The organism is Kordiimonas pumila (assembly GCF_015240255.1).
In the GTDB taxonomy this organism is placed as follows: domain Bacteria; phylum Pseudomonadota; class Alphaproteobacteria; order Sphingomonadales; family Kordiimonadaceae; genus Kordiimonas; species Kordiimonas pumila.
On record NZ_CP061205.1, the window covers coordinates 648,867 to 663,491 of the forward strand.

Sequence of the window (14,625 nt, forward strand, 5' to 3'; positions counted from 1 at the left end):
TTCAATCCTTTTTATGTGCGCTTGATGGCCCTGCCAGCTGTGCGCCGTCGATTACCAGTGCTGATCCGCTCATCATAGAGGCCTCTTCAGATGCCGCGAATAGAATGCTGTTTGCTATATCTTGGGGTGTTGCAATTCTTCCCATCGGGACCAAGCTTGCCATGCCAGCTTTCATGGCCTCGCGGCTACCAATGGCATCTGCTACAGGGTCCAGCATTTCGCTATCAACGTATGTTGGGTGGATGGATATACAGCGGATAGGGAGGCCTTGTTCCGCACAGTAGAGAGCGACGGATTTGCTAAGTGTAGTTACACCGCCTTTAGACGCGCAGTAACCAGCTACATCTGAAATGCCAACAAGGCCAGCAAGGGATGAAACATTTATGATCGCCCCATGCCCGTTAGTTTTGGTTATGGCGCGAATTGCAGCCTGACACCCTAACATGACGCCGGTTAAATTGACGGCGATCATCTTATTCCATTCATCCATTTTTAGATCAAGGATAGTACCAGGGAAACCGATGCCAGCAATATTTGCAAGAATGTCGACCCGACCAAATCTGTTTATTGTTTGGCTAACTGCATCAGCCCAACTTTGTTCACTTGTTACATCCAGACTAACAGGAATTGCCTGGTCGCCTATATTTTGTGCTGTTGCGTATGCGCCCTCGCTATTGATATCGCTTACAGCAACCGAGGCACCTTCGCGTGCAAACGTTATAGCGGTTGCGCGCCCGATGCCTGATGCTGCCCCAGTTACGATTGCTATCTTATCCTTAAGCCGCACAAATAAACACTCCCACCTACAACTTCGTTCTGAGCTAATAAAAGCAAGCATAAGGCTCATGCTAGGGTGGGGAAATAGCGGGAACCACTCAACCGTGGGCTTTGCCTGAGTGGTTCCCGCTATTTCTTGAAAGTAAATTGTAGCGCATCGTGAGGATCATCAAAATCTATAAGGAAAGACTATGGCTACACTCACAAAAAACGTAAATGCAGATATTGTTCAAACTAGTCTGCACCGGAAAGCCTTTTTTGATATCAATGACTTGCCTTGGCTTGATTGGGTTATGGAAGAAACGTGGTTTAAGCTATTAAACCTGAACCCGTTTACTGGTGGCTTCACAATGTTATTGAAAGTTGGGCCGAATAATACGGCCCCTGTTCATGGGCATGTTGGGTCAGTGGAAGGTATATTGTTGGAAGGTGGGTTTGGCTACGGTGAGGATCGTGGGCGCGCTGGTTGGTATGTACGTGAGCCCGGCGGTATTCACCACATTCCAGATACAGACGCTGATGGCATGGTTATGTTCGCCACAGTGAATGGGCCTCTTGTTGGTTATAATGAAGATGGCAGCGTCGCTATTGTGGTTGATGCAAAGCTTATGTACGAGATGGCATTGGCTGGGAATGCTGCAGATCATATCGATAAACCGATTGACTGGTAGGCCGAATATATGAAGGGTCTGATGCAAGATACACCGCTTCTGATAAGTGGTTTGTTACGGCATGCAGCAATGGCACATCCAAGGCGGCAGATCACTTCACGACTGGTCGATGAACCAACGTGGCGATATGATTATCTTGGGCTTGAACAGCGAGCTGCCCAAGCTGCCCATATGCTTCAACGAATGGGCATCAAGGCTGGTGATAGGGTTAGTTCGCTTGGCTGGAACACGCACCGTCATATGGAGTTGATGTTTGCTGTGCCAGGTATCGGTGCGATACTTCATACGGCCAATCCGCGTCTCACCGATGAACAGATAATTTACACCATTGAGCATGCAGAGAGCAGTGTAGTTTTTTATGAACGCAGTTTTGCGGGTCTGGTTGATAGGATCGCACCTCTGTTACCAAATATCAGGCACTATATAATGCTGAGTGACTCTGACCGGACAATCGTTGGTTCGGTTGGCGCGCAGTCATCAGAAAGCTTACTTGCACAGGAAATTAGCCATTTTGAATGGCCAAAATTTGACGAGGGATGTGCGGCTTTTCTTTGTTATACTTCTGGCACAACAGGTAACCCGAAAGGGGTGCTTTATTCACACCGTTCGACGGTACTTCATGCGATGGCCTCTAGCCTTACTTCTGCTTTTGCACTCGATGTTTTTGACTGTATTATGCCGTGCAGCAGTTTCTATCACGCGACCGGGTGGGGGCTTCCTTTTGCTGGTGCTTTAAATGGCTGTGCGTTTGCCTTGCCCTGTGATCGCATGGATGCAGCCAGCCTTCATGAACTGGTGATAGAAGAAGGCGTGACTTTTACTTGTGGTGTTCCTACTATCTGGACAATGTTTCTCGATTATCTGGACCGTCACACAAAAAGTACTGGATCCTTACAAAGGATTGTAATCGGCGGATCTGCAGTTCCTCGCGCTATGGCGGAAGCGTTTGACCGTATCCACGGCGTAAAGGTTTTGCAGCTTTGGGGCATGACAGAACTGAACCCCGTTGGTGTTGTAGCCACGCCGACGCCCGCCATAGCGGCGCAGGGTGAAAAACACGTTGATGAAATCATCTGGACACGGCAGGGTCGAATGCAGTTCGGTGTTGAGCTTCAGATCACAGATGACAACGGCAATGCTCTTCCACATGACGGGGAGACATCAGGCACATTGAAAGTAAGAGGTCCGTGGACTATCAAGCGCTATTTTCGCGCCAAAAATGATGCGGTCGATGCAGATGACTGGTTTGACACGGGTGATATCGCAACGATCGATGCGGATGGGTATTTGCGTATTACTGACCGCGCTAAAGATGTCATTAAATCGGGCGGTGAATGGATTAGCTCTATTGATATTGAAAATATCGTAGCGGGCATGCCTGATATAAAAATTGCTGCTGTTATTGGAGTATATCACCCTAAATGGGAAGAACGTCCGGTTCTGGTTATCGAAAGGCATGATGGTTCAGAACTGTCTATGGATTCTGTGCAATCGCATTTGGCACCGCTCATTGCAAAATGGTGGATGCCGGATCGCATCATATTTGATCATGTACCCCTAACGTCTACCGGCAAGATTGATAAGAAGGCACTGCGACAACGCTATGTTGGTTGCCTTGATGCCGAATAGGCTGCATTTTAAGTTCTGCGAATATATGATTATTTACCTTATATGAGAGTTGAGACATTATTTTTAAAAGGGTTTAACGAAAAACGCTTTTTATATTCAAGGAAGTTTATAAGATGTAGTTAATCACTGTCGGACAGAAACCCCTAGGAATGAAATGATAGCGGGATTGCATCTGATACGTGGCTGCGCATCCCCCTTTTAATGGTCCAAGAAGATCCGCCGATGTGCTTTCCCACATCTTTCTGTCAAAACCCCCAGCTCCATACGCTTTTTGAGGATATGCCCACCGGTTGTGGTGGGTTTTTTTGGGTTTAAAACCGGGTTGATACCTGAACACCCACAAACCGAGGCGGCCCAGCTATCAATGTGGGAGAACCAAACAGTCCGCCAATATTGCCAGCGTCAATAATATAATCTTTATTGAATAGGTTGGTCACATAAAAGGACAGAGCCCAGCGGTCTTCACTATCTGCGAGCGCAATATTTGCATTTACCAAATGCACGGCACCCTCGCTGATATCTACACCGGCGACTGGCTGGTTTTCAATTTCAAAGAAAACGCTAGAGCGGTACGTCCATGTAACATTACCAGTTACCTTGATTGCGCTGGTGATGGGGATGGTCCATAGGCCGCCAAGGGCGGTTGACCATTCAGGCTGTAGTCGAAAACGATTGCCAGCAAAAATGCCATTTTCAGCTTTGTCATCAATGCCTGCATCAATATAGGCGGCAGTGCCGAACAGTTCAAAATGCTTGCTTATGCTGGCACGGAACTCTCCTTCTGCCCCAATGTTTCTGGCTGTTCCTGCATTGGCCTGACGCGTGATGCCAGCTTGGCGGATTGTTACCTGAAAGTTATCGTAGGTTTGATAGAAAAGCGAGGCCGCAAGGTCCAATCGCCCATCCATAAATCGGCCTTTGAAGCCAGTTTCATAATTCCATGTAATCTCAGCAGGTACATAGGCGGCGTTAGCGACCGGGGTATTATTTGGCCCGGCTGTGGAAGTAACTTCAATCACGTTCGAGCGGCGACCTTTAGAAACGCTTGCATACAGGTTGATTGTATCATTGATGGCATAGCGCGCATTAAAGCGTGGCAGAATGGCGTCAAAATTATCCTTTTCAGAAACGGTGCTACCGGCAGTGTCTACATAGCCAAAGTCAATCAGCGGTGCACCTGTTAGGATGGACGCTGGTAAGGTGGCAAACCCGCCACTCTCGCGTGTTTCATAGATATAGCGGACACCTGCCGTTAGGGAGAGTCGGTCTGTTGCTTCAACGGTGGCATCTGCAAAGGCCGAATATATGTGGAAATTGCCCGTATTACCGAACTTGGAGGCGTAATAAATGGATGGCAGGTTTTGGGCGGCTGTTATAGACCCAACGGCGCCGCTGGGTGCAACACAGGGCAGGTCAGGGATAATACCTGCGGCGCATTGAAGAAATGTACCTTCTTCTGTCAGGAAAGGTACCTCCACACGGCCATTTTCATTGAAATAATTCACACCGAAAAAGGCATTTAATTTTTCATGTGCGTAATTTGCACGCAGTTCCTGACTGAATTGGTTGCCAGTGGCATCTTCAGCAAACTCGGCATAGATCGCCTGGGAACCGTCTGCGTCAAAAACTTCAAGGCTGTCAAACTCACGGTAGCCGGTTATAGAAGTTAAGGTCCATATATCACTCAAGGACCACACAACAGTAAGGTTTGCATCATAAAGCGCGCGGTCAATGCCAAGCTTGTCGTTGCCGAGCACATCAGCAGATAAGGGTCCGCCGCCAGCAAGTTCTGCAAAACTGAAAGGGCTTGTTGTGCCATCTGTAGGGGCAAAGGTGCCAGACTTGAAGCTTGTGCCTGTATCTGCATCCTTTTCATAGTTGAGCACTAGGTCAACTGTTAGATCAGTGTTTGGTATGAAGCGCAGGCTACTACGAACTGCAAAGCGTTCGAGCCCATTCAGGTCTGGTTGCACGATACCGCCTGCGGACTGTGAACCAATGTCGCCTGCAATATTTTCAATATATCCGTCGCGCTTTCTATAGCTGAAGGCAAGCCGGCCTTGTAGTTTGGTATGCCCACCGGTCACAAAACCTTTAGCTTCCATGCTATTATAGTTGCCGTACCCAAGGGTTAATTCGCCCGCGAATTCTTTTTGTGGTTTTTTGGTAATTACGGCCACAGCACCTATGGCAGCGGCGGTGCCAAACAGGGTGGCTTGTGGCCCCTTGACAACTTCAATGCGGTCAATATCAAACAATTCAAAATGCGACCCGCGTGAGCGAGACACATCAACGCCGTTCAGGTAAATTGAAACACGGGGGGCAATCTGGGGTGAGCCGTTGTCAGATGTAATACCGCGAATAACAAAGGCTGGGTTATTAGGGCTTTGTTCCTGAATAATAAGACCAGGTGTAATGTCTGACACCCGGTCAAATTCTTCCATGTTTAGCTTGCTCAGGAAATCGCCATCATAGCTTGTCACACTGAGCGGTACGGTGCGAATGTTCTGTGCCCGTTTTTGGGTTGTCACAATAACTTCTTCGATATAACCCGTTTCAACAATCGTTGCAGAGGCTATTGCTGGTATATCAAACAGGCTGATACTACCTATGAAACAAGCAATAGTTTTTACAATCATTTAGCTTCCCTAAGCCTTGTTAAGGCACATCATTTTCTTAAGGTTTCGCGACTATTCAGTGACCAAAGTATATGAGTTTTTGATGTTATGGGTGTATTATATGTCTTGTTATCGTTAAGTATTCATATGTTTAATGCTGCTTTTAAGATGTAATAAGATGAAACTCTAATAAAAAAAGCTTAAAGCGTACACTTGATAAAAAAACATCTTCTTGCCTATAAGCATTGGTAAGTTCAGTAAGATACAGGTAAAAGGGGTATAGTGGCAAAAACAGTACATATTGCTGTTCTTGATGATCACCGGATGTTTCTGGAAGGCCTTTCTATGCTGGTCGAAAGCATGGTGGGCCATTATTCTGTAACCAATTTCCATGAACCGGTAGAGCTTTTACATCAGCTAGAAGCTGGCCAGCATTATGATCTCGTGCTTTGTGATCTTATTATGAACCGGATGAATGGGCTTGCCTTTGTAGCGGCGGCTCGTGCTTATACAAAGCGTATCCCTATCCTGATGATTTCCGGCATAAACACCCCGCCACCACTTGCAGAAATGCAAAGTCTGGGGGCAAGTGGTTTTGTCCATAAGTCAGCCGATAATGAAACCTTTTTGAAGGCTATTGAGACAGTTTTGAGAGGCAAAGCTTTTTTTGAAGTAGTCGGCAGCGATGATGTAGCCGCAGACCTGTGTGCTCTGAGGGGCAACGAAGACAGTGCTAATAGTTTGATTGAGGCACTCCCATCCCTTGGGAAGCGACAGGTTGAAGTCCTGAAAATGATTGCCCACGGTGCGTCTAATAAGGAAATATCGAACACACTTTCTATCAGCGAAAATACAGTCAAGACACATCTGAAGCAGATATTTATGATCCTTGGTGTTAATAAACGAACGGCGTGTGTACGAAAGGCACAAGCGCTTGGTCTTATTTAATGGCCTTTAATAGCCCTGTTTTGTGTTTGAACCGCTTCCTGTAAAATCCTTTGTAATACAGGGGGGGCAATAGGCTTGTTAAGAAATGTCATGCCTATGGTGGCCTGCTTTTCAGCATCAGTTAAGGCTGCACCGCTCATCAATACCGCAGGTGTGTCTTCGTTCACCTCTTCTCTCAAGGTATGGATCAGGTCAATACCACTGGCATGCCGGCTTAGCATTTTGTCGATTACGAGAAGGTCTGGTACTTCAGCGGTGGCAGAAATAATAGGCAGAACATCCTCTTCACATGCGCCGCAAATAACCTGACAGCCCCAGTCAGTAAAAAGCCCAGACATGGCATCCCGTATGGCGGTTTCGTCATCAACGATGACAATAAGCGGGGTATGGTCAAACTGAACGTTGCCAGCAGAGGGCGTGCCGGTTTTATCATCAGTAAGGCCTATAGCCGCCGTTTGTGGGATAGTGAGCGTGAAGCGGGTTCCTTCTCCCGGGTTTGACACGAGGCTGACTTGAATATTCAACAGGGCGCATAGTCTTTTAACAATAGAAAGCCCGAGACCAACACCATCTTCTGTCACTTCAAGGCTATTATCCAATTGCACATATTCATCAAACACACGCTTTTGGTCAGCCTCTGGAATCCCTGGGCCACTGTCAGTAATGGTGATGATGGTGTGATCTGACTTTTTCTGTGCCTCGATGTTAATAGTGCCGTAGGGCGGTGTGTATTTGATGGCGTTTGACAGCAAATTACGAACAATTCTGTTGAGAAACGCGGGGTCTGTGTAAATCTTACCAGCCTCAAAATGGCAGCTTAGTTTCAGATGCTTTTGTTTGTTATTTTCGGTAAACTCATCAATAACAAGCTGCATTTCTTCGGCTATGTTTATGTGGGCTGGTTTGGCTTTTAGTGTTCCACTATCCAACTGGTTAACATCCATCAGGCCGCGCAGGAACTGGCTTTGGCGTTGCCATGTCAACTCTATTTTATCAAGTAAGTTATGTTGTTCTGGGCTTGTTAATTGCTTTTTAAGGGCTTGTATAAAATAGCCCTGTGCATGAATTGGCTGAGATAAGTCGTGACTTGTTGCAGCCAGAAAGCGATTTTTTTCTTCGTTTACACGTTGGATAATTTCGTTTTTAGCTTTGATTTTTTCTGTGAGGTCTCGTGAATTACGGGCAGTTATTGCTTCGCGCATATCCAGTTCAGAGCGGGCGCTTGCAATCATGCCGAAGGCAAAATACACAAGAGTAGCCAGCCCTAGAAGATGAACTGGCCAGCTAGCATAAATGAGAATATAACTGGCGAGTGGCAGCAGGGAAAAAAGCGCGAGCCCAATATATCCGGGCCTGTATGCTGAGCTGGGCAGCATGCCCCCAACTGTAATGCTGAACACAAGCACACAGGCAACAAAAATGGTGAAATAAGACGACCAGTCAATTAAGTAAATTGAAAAGCCCCCCCACACAAGGCCCGTAATACAACACAAAAGCGTATGCCCGTGCAGATAGCGGTCTACAGTTTCGCGGGTTATGCTACTAGCGCGTACACCGTACAGCCACACCAGCCCGACCATTATTGATGCTAAAATGAGCCAATAAACCGCTTTATTTTCATATCCGGTAAAATAGAGAATGATGAAATAGTTGCAGATTATAAACAGCACAAACAGGCAGGAACTAGTTGTTCGGTTTTTCAAGAGTAAGGCTTGTTCTACCCGTACATCCAGAAGGTCATATCCTTGTGTGTTACTCATGTCAGACAGGCTCTGCTTCTTGGGTGCTTCTCACTGTGTCAGATTGTTTGTTAATAACATATAAGGCAGCGAGGCGTAAGAGAATGGGTAGCCCTGAAAAAAAGAACACCAGTGTCAACATTTCAGTACATCCGTTTTGGCCTTGTTCCTGAAAACCGACAAGGTCCAGAACTGGAAAGGCTAGCCCCATGGGTACGACAAAGGCCAGTTTGGACACAGAGTTTTTAACAGCAAGCGACAGGCCGCCCAAGCGTTTCTTGCCGCCCTCTTCTCCTTTATACACAATATCGGCGAGCATGGATGTTGGCATAATGGCGTCACAGCCAAAACAGGCCCCCAGTATGGCAGCCAGCATTGCGGCGGCAACCACATTGCCTTCGCCGACAAAAGCAAAAGCGGCCAGCACCACAGAGCATGTGATAACGGAGCAGCTCCATGCATACTGCTTGCTTTTGCGTTTTGATACCCACACCCAAACGGGCAGAAACAAGGCAGAAGAAAGTAAAAGTAGGCCCATCAAAAGGCCAATAAGGTTTGGAGCATTCAGGCGGTGGGTTATAAAGAGAACCATAAGGCCAGCGGTTAAGGCATTGGCACTTTGAACGATCAGAAACCCGGAAATAAGCGTTCTGTAGGGGCGGCTATGCCAGACCATTTTAACCGCTTTAATAAGAGACGCACGCGGCTCGGTCACCGTACGGTTCCGCTCGGGCATTGAGTGCATAAACAGAATAAGCCCAAGCACGCTCGTGACCATAATTGTCTGTGCGACAACGGGTAGTGTGTCGCCAATAGGTAGCATCAGCACTACTGGCGCCGCCGCAGCAAACAGCGCACCGATAACCTGAAAGCTGGCTTTTGAACTGGCAAGGACCGAGCGTTCATGCACATGGGGCGATATCTCAAGGCCGGTTGATGAATAAGGCACATCAAGGACAGTGTAAAAAAGGAAATAAAGCCCGCTCGCTATCAGCAAATATAGAAGCCCTGCCCCCTCGGGCGGCGCAAGCAGCAGCCATGCGGCGATACTGAAGCCGGGTACCCCAACAAGCATCCACGGTTTTCTAGCGCCAATGCGGGAGCGGGTCTCATCGCTCAGGTGCCCAATCAGCGGGTCAGTGACCACATCAAAAAGCCTGCCTGCTACAAACACGGCACCCACAAGCCCAAGACCAAGCCCCATATCAACCGCGTAAAAGGTGGGAATATACATCACAAGCGCAAACCCACCCATAGCGAGAGGCGCGGTCAGGAACCCGTAGGAAAAGAGCTGCCACCATGTGAAAGCGCTTGTCTGTGTGTTTTTTGTGTCTGTCATAGGGTGCCCAGCTTAGTGGCATGTGCCGCAATGTGAAGGCTTATGTTCACGATTAATAAATCTGACGTCAATCACCCTTTTGGGCGATTGTTTTCATCTCTGCATTCGTTAACCCTTTCTTAAAGAATTCATAATCTTCAAGAGAAAGCGCGAAGCATGGCGAAGTTGAAAGATAAAACGCCCCGGGTATTTAATTTTATTTCAGGCTTGCCTCGTTCGGGGTCTACGCTTTTATCCGCTATTCTTTTGCAAAACCCGCAGTTTCATGCCGGGATGACAAGCCCGGTCGGGAACTTGTTTTCAACACTTATTTCATCAGTCAGTGCGGGCTCAGAGTTGGCCCCGATGGTGTCAACTGAGCAGCGTATTCGCCTGAGTCAGGGCCTTTTTGACAGTTATTATGCTGACCTTGATGAAAGGCGCACCCATGTGTTCGATACTAATCGAGCCTGGACCGCAAATTTATCTGCCGTCACAAAAATGTTTCCAGATACAAAGATGCTTTGCTGCGTCCGGGATGTAGCTTGGGTGATGGACAGTCTGGAGCGGCAGTACCAGTCAAATGCCTTTGAAAATACGGGTCTCTTTAATGACCATGGGTCTCGCAGTACAGTTTATTCGCGTACAGAAACTCTGGCTAGCAGAAATGGGCTTGTTGGTTATGCGTGGTCTGCGCTCAAGGAAGCGCTATACGGCCCGCACGCAGATCGCCTTCTCATTATAGATTATGATCTTTTGGCCTCGCGCCCTGGTGAGGTTATCCCTCTCGTTTATGATTTTATTGGAGCAGATCCATTCGAGCATGATTTTGATAATGTAATCTATGATGCTCCCGTATTTGATGCTCAGCTTGGCCTTTCCGGCCTGCACCGCGTTCACAAAAAAGTGGCGCCCATGCCTCGCCGCACCATCCTGCCGCCAGAACTGTTTGAACAGTACAGTCAGTTGAACTTCTGGCGAGACCTGCAAGGCAGCCGTGCGCGCATTATTAGTGAAACAAAAACTGAGGAAACGCCGCTCTTTAGCGTTGCCTGACCCGCTGTATTTATAAAGGACTCCCTATGGCGACTTTGACCGTAACGACCAATAGCGATACTGGCGCTGACAGCACGCTTGATACAGACTTTGCAACCGATATGACTGATGGTGGTGGCCTTTCTATTCGGGAGGCGATTGGCAGGGCATCAAGCGGGGATACAATCACCTTTGACCTTGATAGCGGAACAGCTGGGGCGCAGGGCGGCACCATTACGCTTGGGGGCAGCGCTCTCGCTATATCTACGAACCTGATAATTGATGGTGATTTGGATGATGATGGCACGCCGGACGTTACGTTTGATGCGGATGGCAATAGCCGGACTGTTGTGATTAGTGGCAGTGATGTAACCCTGCACGGTTTAACCGTTACTGGTGGGTCTGGCAGTGGCGGCGGCACAGTGAACCAGGGCGGCGGCATTCATTCCAGCACAAGCGGCACTTTAACAATCACCAACAGCATCATTACGGGGAACACAACAACAAACGGCGGCGGTGGTATCTATAAGTTCGGTGGCAGCCTTGTGATAACAGATTCTCTCATTTCAGGTAATTCGGCCATGTATGGGGGCGGTATACGCAGTGTAGGGGCCACAAACACATTTACACGCGCAACTATTACCGGAAATTCGGCCGATTTTGTTGGCGGGGCAGAACTCAGGAGTTCGGTAGCTGGTTCATCTTTCACGAACACGACAATAAGTGGCAATGTGAACACCAGCGCCTCCCCATATGGGGATGAGCTTAGGGTTCGTTCGGGTGAAGTAACCATTTCTGACAGTATCATTGGTAGCACGAACGCAACATCGAGCCCTAACATTGGTAGTTCACTGTCTGGTGGCATTACATTCAGTGGCACGGTTTTGTTAACCGAGGCTTTCACGCCAGTGTCTGGCAGTGGCACGGTTGATACGCCTGCTAATATTTTTGCGTCTACAGAAGCAGTAACGGTGGGCGGCGTTAGCACAACGCGTGGGGTACTTGCAGATAATGGCGGCGTTGTTCAGAGCATGGCGGTTGCATCTGGTGTATCAGCAGGCGCTAGCCCGACTTTAGCGATCACGAATACAGCCCCCAGGCTTGATACGAACAATGATACACCGCTGGATTATACAGAGAATGGTTGGTATGCACAGCTTGTGGGCGGGACACTCATTGATGATGACGGTGACGCCGACTGGGACGGCGGCACTTTGGTGGTGCAAATTACCGGCAATGCAGAAACGGCTGATGAGGTTAGTTTAGCTCGCACTGAGGTTATTTCAATTGTAGGTACGGATGTTTTTTCCAACAGTACCAATATTGGTACTGTATCTGTGGCAGCGGTTTCGAACCATAGTACAGTCACGGGCGATACAGCACTCACCATTACATTTAACAGCAATGCTACTAATACCAATGTTGAATGGGTTCTACGCAGTATTCAGTATCAAAATTCATCTGATGACCCAAGCACGGATGACCGAACGGTTACTATTACAGCAACGGATGCTCATGGCGCCTCCACAGTAGGCACCCGCACCATTGAGGTCACCGCAGTTGAGGATGGACCCACGATTACCATAATGGGGGAAGACCCAACATTTACAGAAGACGGTGGTGCGGTCGCGATTTTTTCGGGGGCAGATATCAGCACTGTTGAAGCCGGCCAAACGATCACGGGGTTCGGTTTATATGTGACAAATGTATCAGACGGGGCGGATGAAATCCTGGCCGTAGACGGAACAGATATTACCCTTACAGTCGGTACGAGTGGTACCACAGCAAACAATAGCCTTACATACAGTGTGTCTACATCTGGCAGTGGCGTACGGGTGGATTTTTCAGACGGCACGTTGTCAGAGGCCCAGATAAACACGGTGATGGACGGTGTTACTTACCGTAATGATAGTGACACGCCCACCACAACGGACACACGCGTTATCAACTTTTCTGATATTGCTGATACCGGTGAGACAACAAGCAGTGGCGGCGAAACGGAGGTCACCGTTGTGGCAGCGAATGACGCGCCGACAGCTACAAATAGCAGCCCACTGATTGATGAAGAAGACGGCGCATATGCGCTAACCGTTGCGGATTTCAATTTCTCTGACGTTGACGGAGACAGCTTCAGTTCTGTAAGAATTGATTCGCTGGCAACGGTAGATGGCAGCTTCCAGCTTTCGGGCGTTGATGTGGAGGCAGGTGACATTATTCAGGCGTCAGATATTGTGGCGGGTAACCTGACATTTACACCGGAAAATGTTGTGGACCCGGATAATGGATCAGGTGTTCTGCTTGAATTTACCCACAGTGTGAATGATGGCACCACTTTTGCCGCAAGCCCGGCCCGTATGCAGATTGAGGTAAGCTTTTTTAATGACGCTCCGACAGCGACCGGCATGCCGTCTGACCTTGAGGTAGATATTGAAACAAAGTCTGATATTGACCTCTCTGACATTGCCTTTGCAGATGCAGACAGTACCAGCATTACGGTAACACTATCGGTTGATACAGGTGACCTGTATTACACGCCTTCTGATCTCAAGATTAGAATAGCCACTGATAGCGACGCTCAAAACAAAGGTGGAGAGCAGGAGGCAGGATCCTATATCACCCTAACTGGTTCAATTTCTGATATTCATACTTACCTCTCTGACCCTTCCAGCATTCAATATATCAGTGCAGACGGCGTAACCGGCAATGATGCCGCCACGCTGACAATTTCAGGTGGCAGCGGCCGAGAATCTGTGTCTCTCGGCACTATCAATCTGGATATCGGCACGATTAATACCAATCACACACCGACAGGCCTGACCCTGAGTAATAGCGCTATTAAAGAAAATGTAGCAGGCGGCACGGTTGGTACTGTTTCCGCAACAGACCCTGATGGAGACAGTATCACATACAGTGTTTCTGATAGCCGGTTTGAGATTGTTGGCACCACCTTAAAGTTGAAAGATGCAGCCAGCCTTGATTATGAAACCGAGAGCAGTATTCGTGTTTCCATTAAAGCGACAGACAGCCACGGAGCTAGTTTTACCAAAGGCTTTACGATATCTGTGACGGATGTAGGCGAACATACGACCTCTGATGATGCAGATACCGTGACAGGGGGTGATGAAGACGATCTTGTGTCCTCGGGTGGGGGTGATGACCGTATCACCACAGGGAATGGCCGTGACACGATTGACGGCGGTGACGGGGATGACGATGTCTCAGGCGGTAATGATGATGACAGTATAGACGGCGGTGCTGGCTCAGATACAGTTGATGGGGGTTCAGGTCGGGATACCCTGAAGGGTGGGGACGGTGATGACACAGTTATGGCGGGCGGTGATGATGACCTTGTTTTTGCCGGGCTTGGGGACACTGGTAATGATAAAGTGAACGGCGATAGCGGCGATGATACCATAGGCGGCGGTGCCGGAAATGACGATTTGAACGGTGATGACGGTGATGACCTTGTGTGGGGTGGCTCAGGTAATGATAGGGTTAGCGGCGGTACAGGGGACGATTTAATTTATAACGGGGATGGCAGTGATGATATCACGGGCGGCGCCGGTAATGATACCCTTTGGGCGGGTGCTGGCGATGATGTTCTCACCGGCGGCACAGGTGCTGATACGTTTGTGTTTGGTGCGGTTGCAGGGAATGACACAATCACTGACTTTGATGTAAGCGAGGACAGCCTGTCATTTATGGCGATCACGGGCTTTGCCAGTGCTGCCGAGGTTATTGCAGCAGCAAGTGAAGTGGATAGTAGTGTACTGATTGACCTGGGCGACGGTGAAAGCATCCTGCTTTCTGGCCTGACACTCGCAGAACTTAATACAGCATCCATGACGTTCGGATAGAGGGTAAATTTTCAGGCAGCGCATGGCCCTAAT

9 protein-coding genes are annotated in these 14,625 nt (G+C 48.4%); 5 read left to right on the forward strand and 4 right to left on the reverse strand.

From position 1 onward, the window contains the following. Position 1: 1 nt before the first annotated feature. On the reverse strand, positions 2-787 hold the full coding sequence (locus tag ICL80_RS02735) for a glucose 1-dehydrogenase (protein ID WP_194214600.1): 786 nt from the start codon (positions 785-787) through the stop codon (positions 2-4). Between the two features lie 181 nt (positions 788-968). Here ICL80_RS02735 and ICL80_RS02740 point away from each other — a divergent pair, with 181 nt between their 5' ends. After that, a complete protein-coding gene (locus ICL80_RS02740) occupies positions 969-1,448 on the forward strand; it encodes a 2,4'-dihydroxyacetophenone dioxygenase family protein (RefSeq protein ID WP_194214601.1) in 480 nt (159 codons plus the stop codon). Positions 1,449-1,457: 9 nt separating this feature from the next. Further along, positions 1,458-3,077 (forward strand): long-chain fatty acid--CoA ligase, encoded by a 1,620-nt coding sequence (locus ICL80_RS02745; protein WP_228073778.1) that lies wholly within the window; start codon positions 1,458-1,460, stop codon positions 3,075-3,077. Positions 3,078-3,388: 311 nt separating this feature from the next. On the opposite strand, the gene ICL80_RS02750 is transcribed toward ICL80_RS02745, so the two are convergent. Further along, positions 3,389-5,716: a TonB-dependent receptor gene (locus ICL80_RS02750; protein ID WP_194214602.1), complete on the reverse strand. Its 2,328-nt coding sequence runs from the start codon at positions 5,714-5,716 to the stop codon at positions 3,389-3,391. 261 nt (positions 5,717-5,977) lie between these two features. Here ICL80_RS02750 and ICL80_RS02755 point away from each other — a divergent pair, with 261 nt between their 5' ends. After that, positions 5,978-6,643, forward strand: a complete 666-nt coding sequence (locus ICL80_RS02755) for a response regulator (RefSeq protein WP_194214603.1) — start codon at positions 5,978-5,980, stop codon at positions 6,641-6,643. Here ICL80_RS02755 and ICL80_RS02760 read toward each other — a convergent pair. Together ICL80_RS02760 and ICL80_RS02765 are read right to left on the reverse strand one after the other, a co-directional pair. Next, positions 6,640-8,403, reverse strand: a complete 1,764-nt coding sequence (locus tag ICL80_RS02760; protein WP_194214604.1) for an ATP-binding protein — start codon at positions 8,401-8,403, stop codon at positions 6,640-6,642. The two genes, ICL80_RS02755 and ICL80_RS02760, sit on opposite strands and share 4 nt — an antisense overlap. 1 nt (position 8,404) lies before the next feature. Beyond that, positions 8,405-9,721 carry an MFS transporter gene (locus tag ICL80_RS02765; protein WP_194214605.1) on the reverse strand — a complete coding sequence of 439 codons (1,317 nt, stop codon included), beginning with the start codon at positions 9,719-9,721 and terminating at the stop codon, positions 8,405-8,407. Positions 9,722-9,877: 156 nt separating this feature from the next. Between ICL80_RS02765 and ICL80_RS02770 the strand changes: the two genes are divergently transcribed. Beyond that, complete coding sequence (locus ICL80_RS02770) at positions 9,878-10,756, forward strand: sulfotransferase family protein (protein WP_194214606.1); 879 nt, start codon at positions 9,878-9,880, stop codon at positions 10,754-10,756. Between the two features lie 26 nt (positions 10,757-10,782). Next, entirely contained in the window at positions 10,783-14,592 is a 3,810-nt protein-coding gene (locus tag ICL80_RS02775; RefSeq protein WP_194214607.1) for a beta strand repeat-containing protein, read from the forward strand. Positions 14,593-14,625: the final 33 nt, after the last annotated feature.

Coding starts and splice junctions, on each gene's coding strand:
- ICL80_RS02740 (WP_194214601.1), top strand. CDS start 969: ATGGCTACACTCACAAAAAACGTAAATGCAGATATTGTTCAAACTAGT.
- ICL80_RS02745 (WP_228073778.1), top strand. CDS start 1,458: ATGAAGGGTCTGATGCAAGATACACCGCTTCTGATAAGTGGTTTGTTA.
- ICL80_RS02750 (WP_194214602.1), bottom strand. CDS start 5,716: ATGATTGTAAAAACTATTGCTTGTTTCATAGGTAGTATCAGCCTGTTT.
- ICL80_RS02760 (WP_194214604.1), bottom strand. CDS start 8,403: ATGAGTAACACACAAGGATATGACCTTCTGGATGTACGGGTAGAACAA.
- ICL80_RS02765 (WP_194214605.1), bottom strand. CDS start 9,721: ATGACAGACACAAAAAACACACAGACAAGCGCTTTCACATGGTGGCAG.
- ICL80_RS02770 (WP_194214606.1), top strand. CDS start 9,878: ATGGCGAAGTTGAAAGATAAAACGCCCCGGGTATTTAATTTTATTTCA.
- ICL80_RS02775 (WP_194214607.1), top strand. CDS start 10,783: ATGGCGACTTTGACCGTAACGACCAATAGCGATACTGGCGCTGACAGC.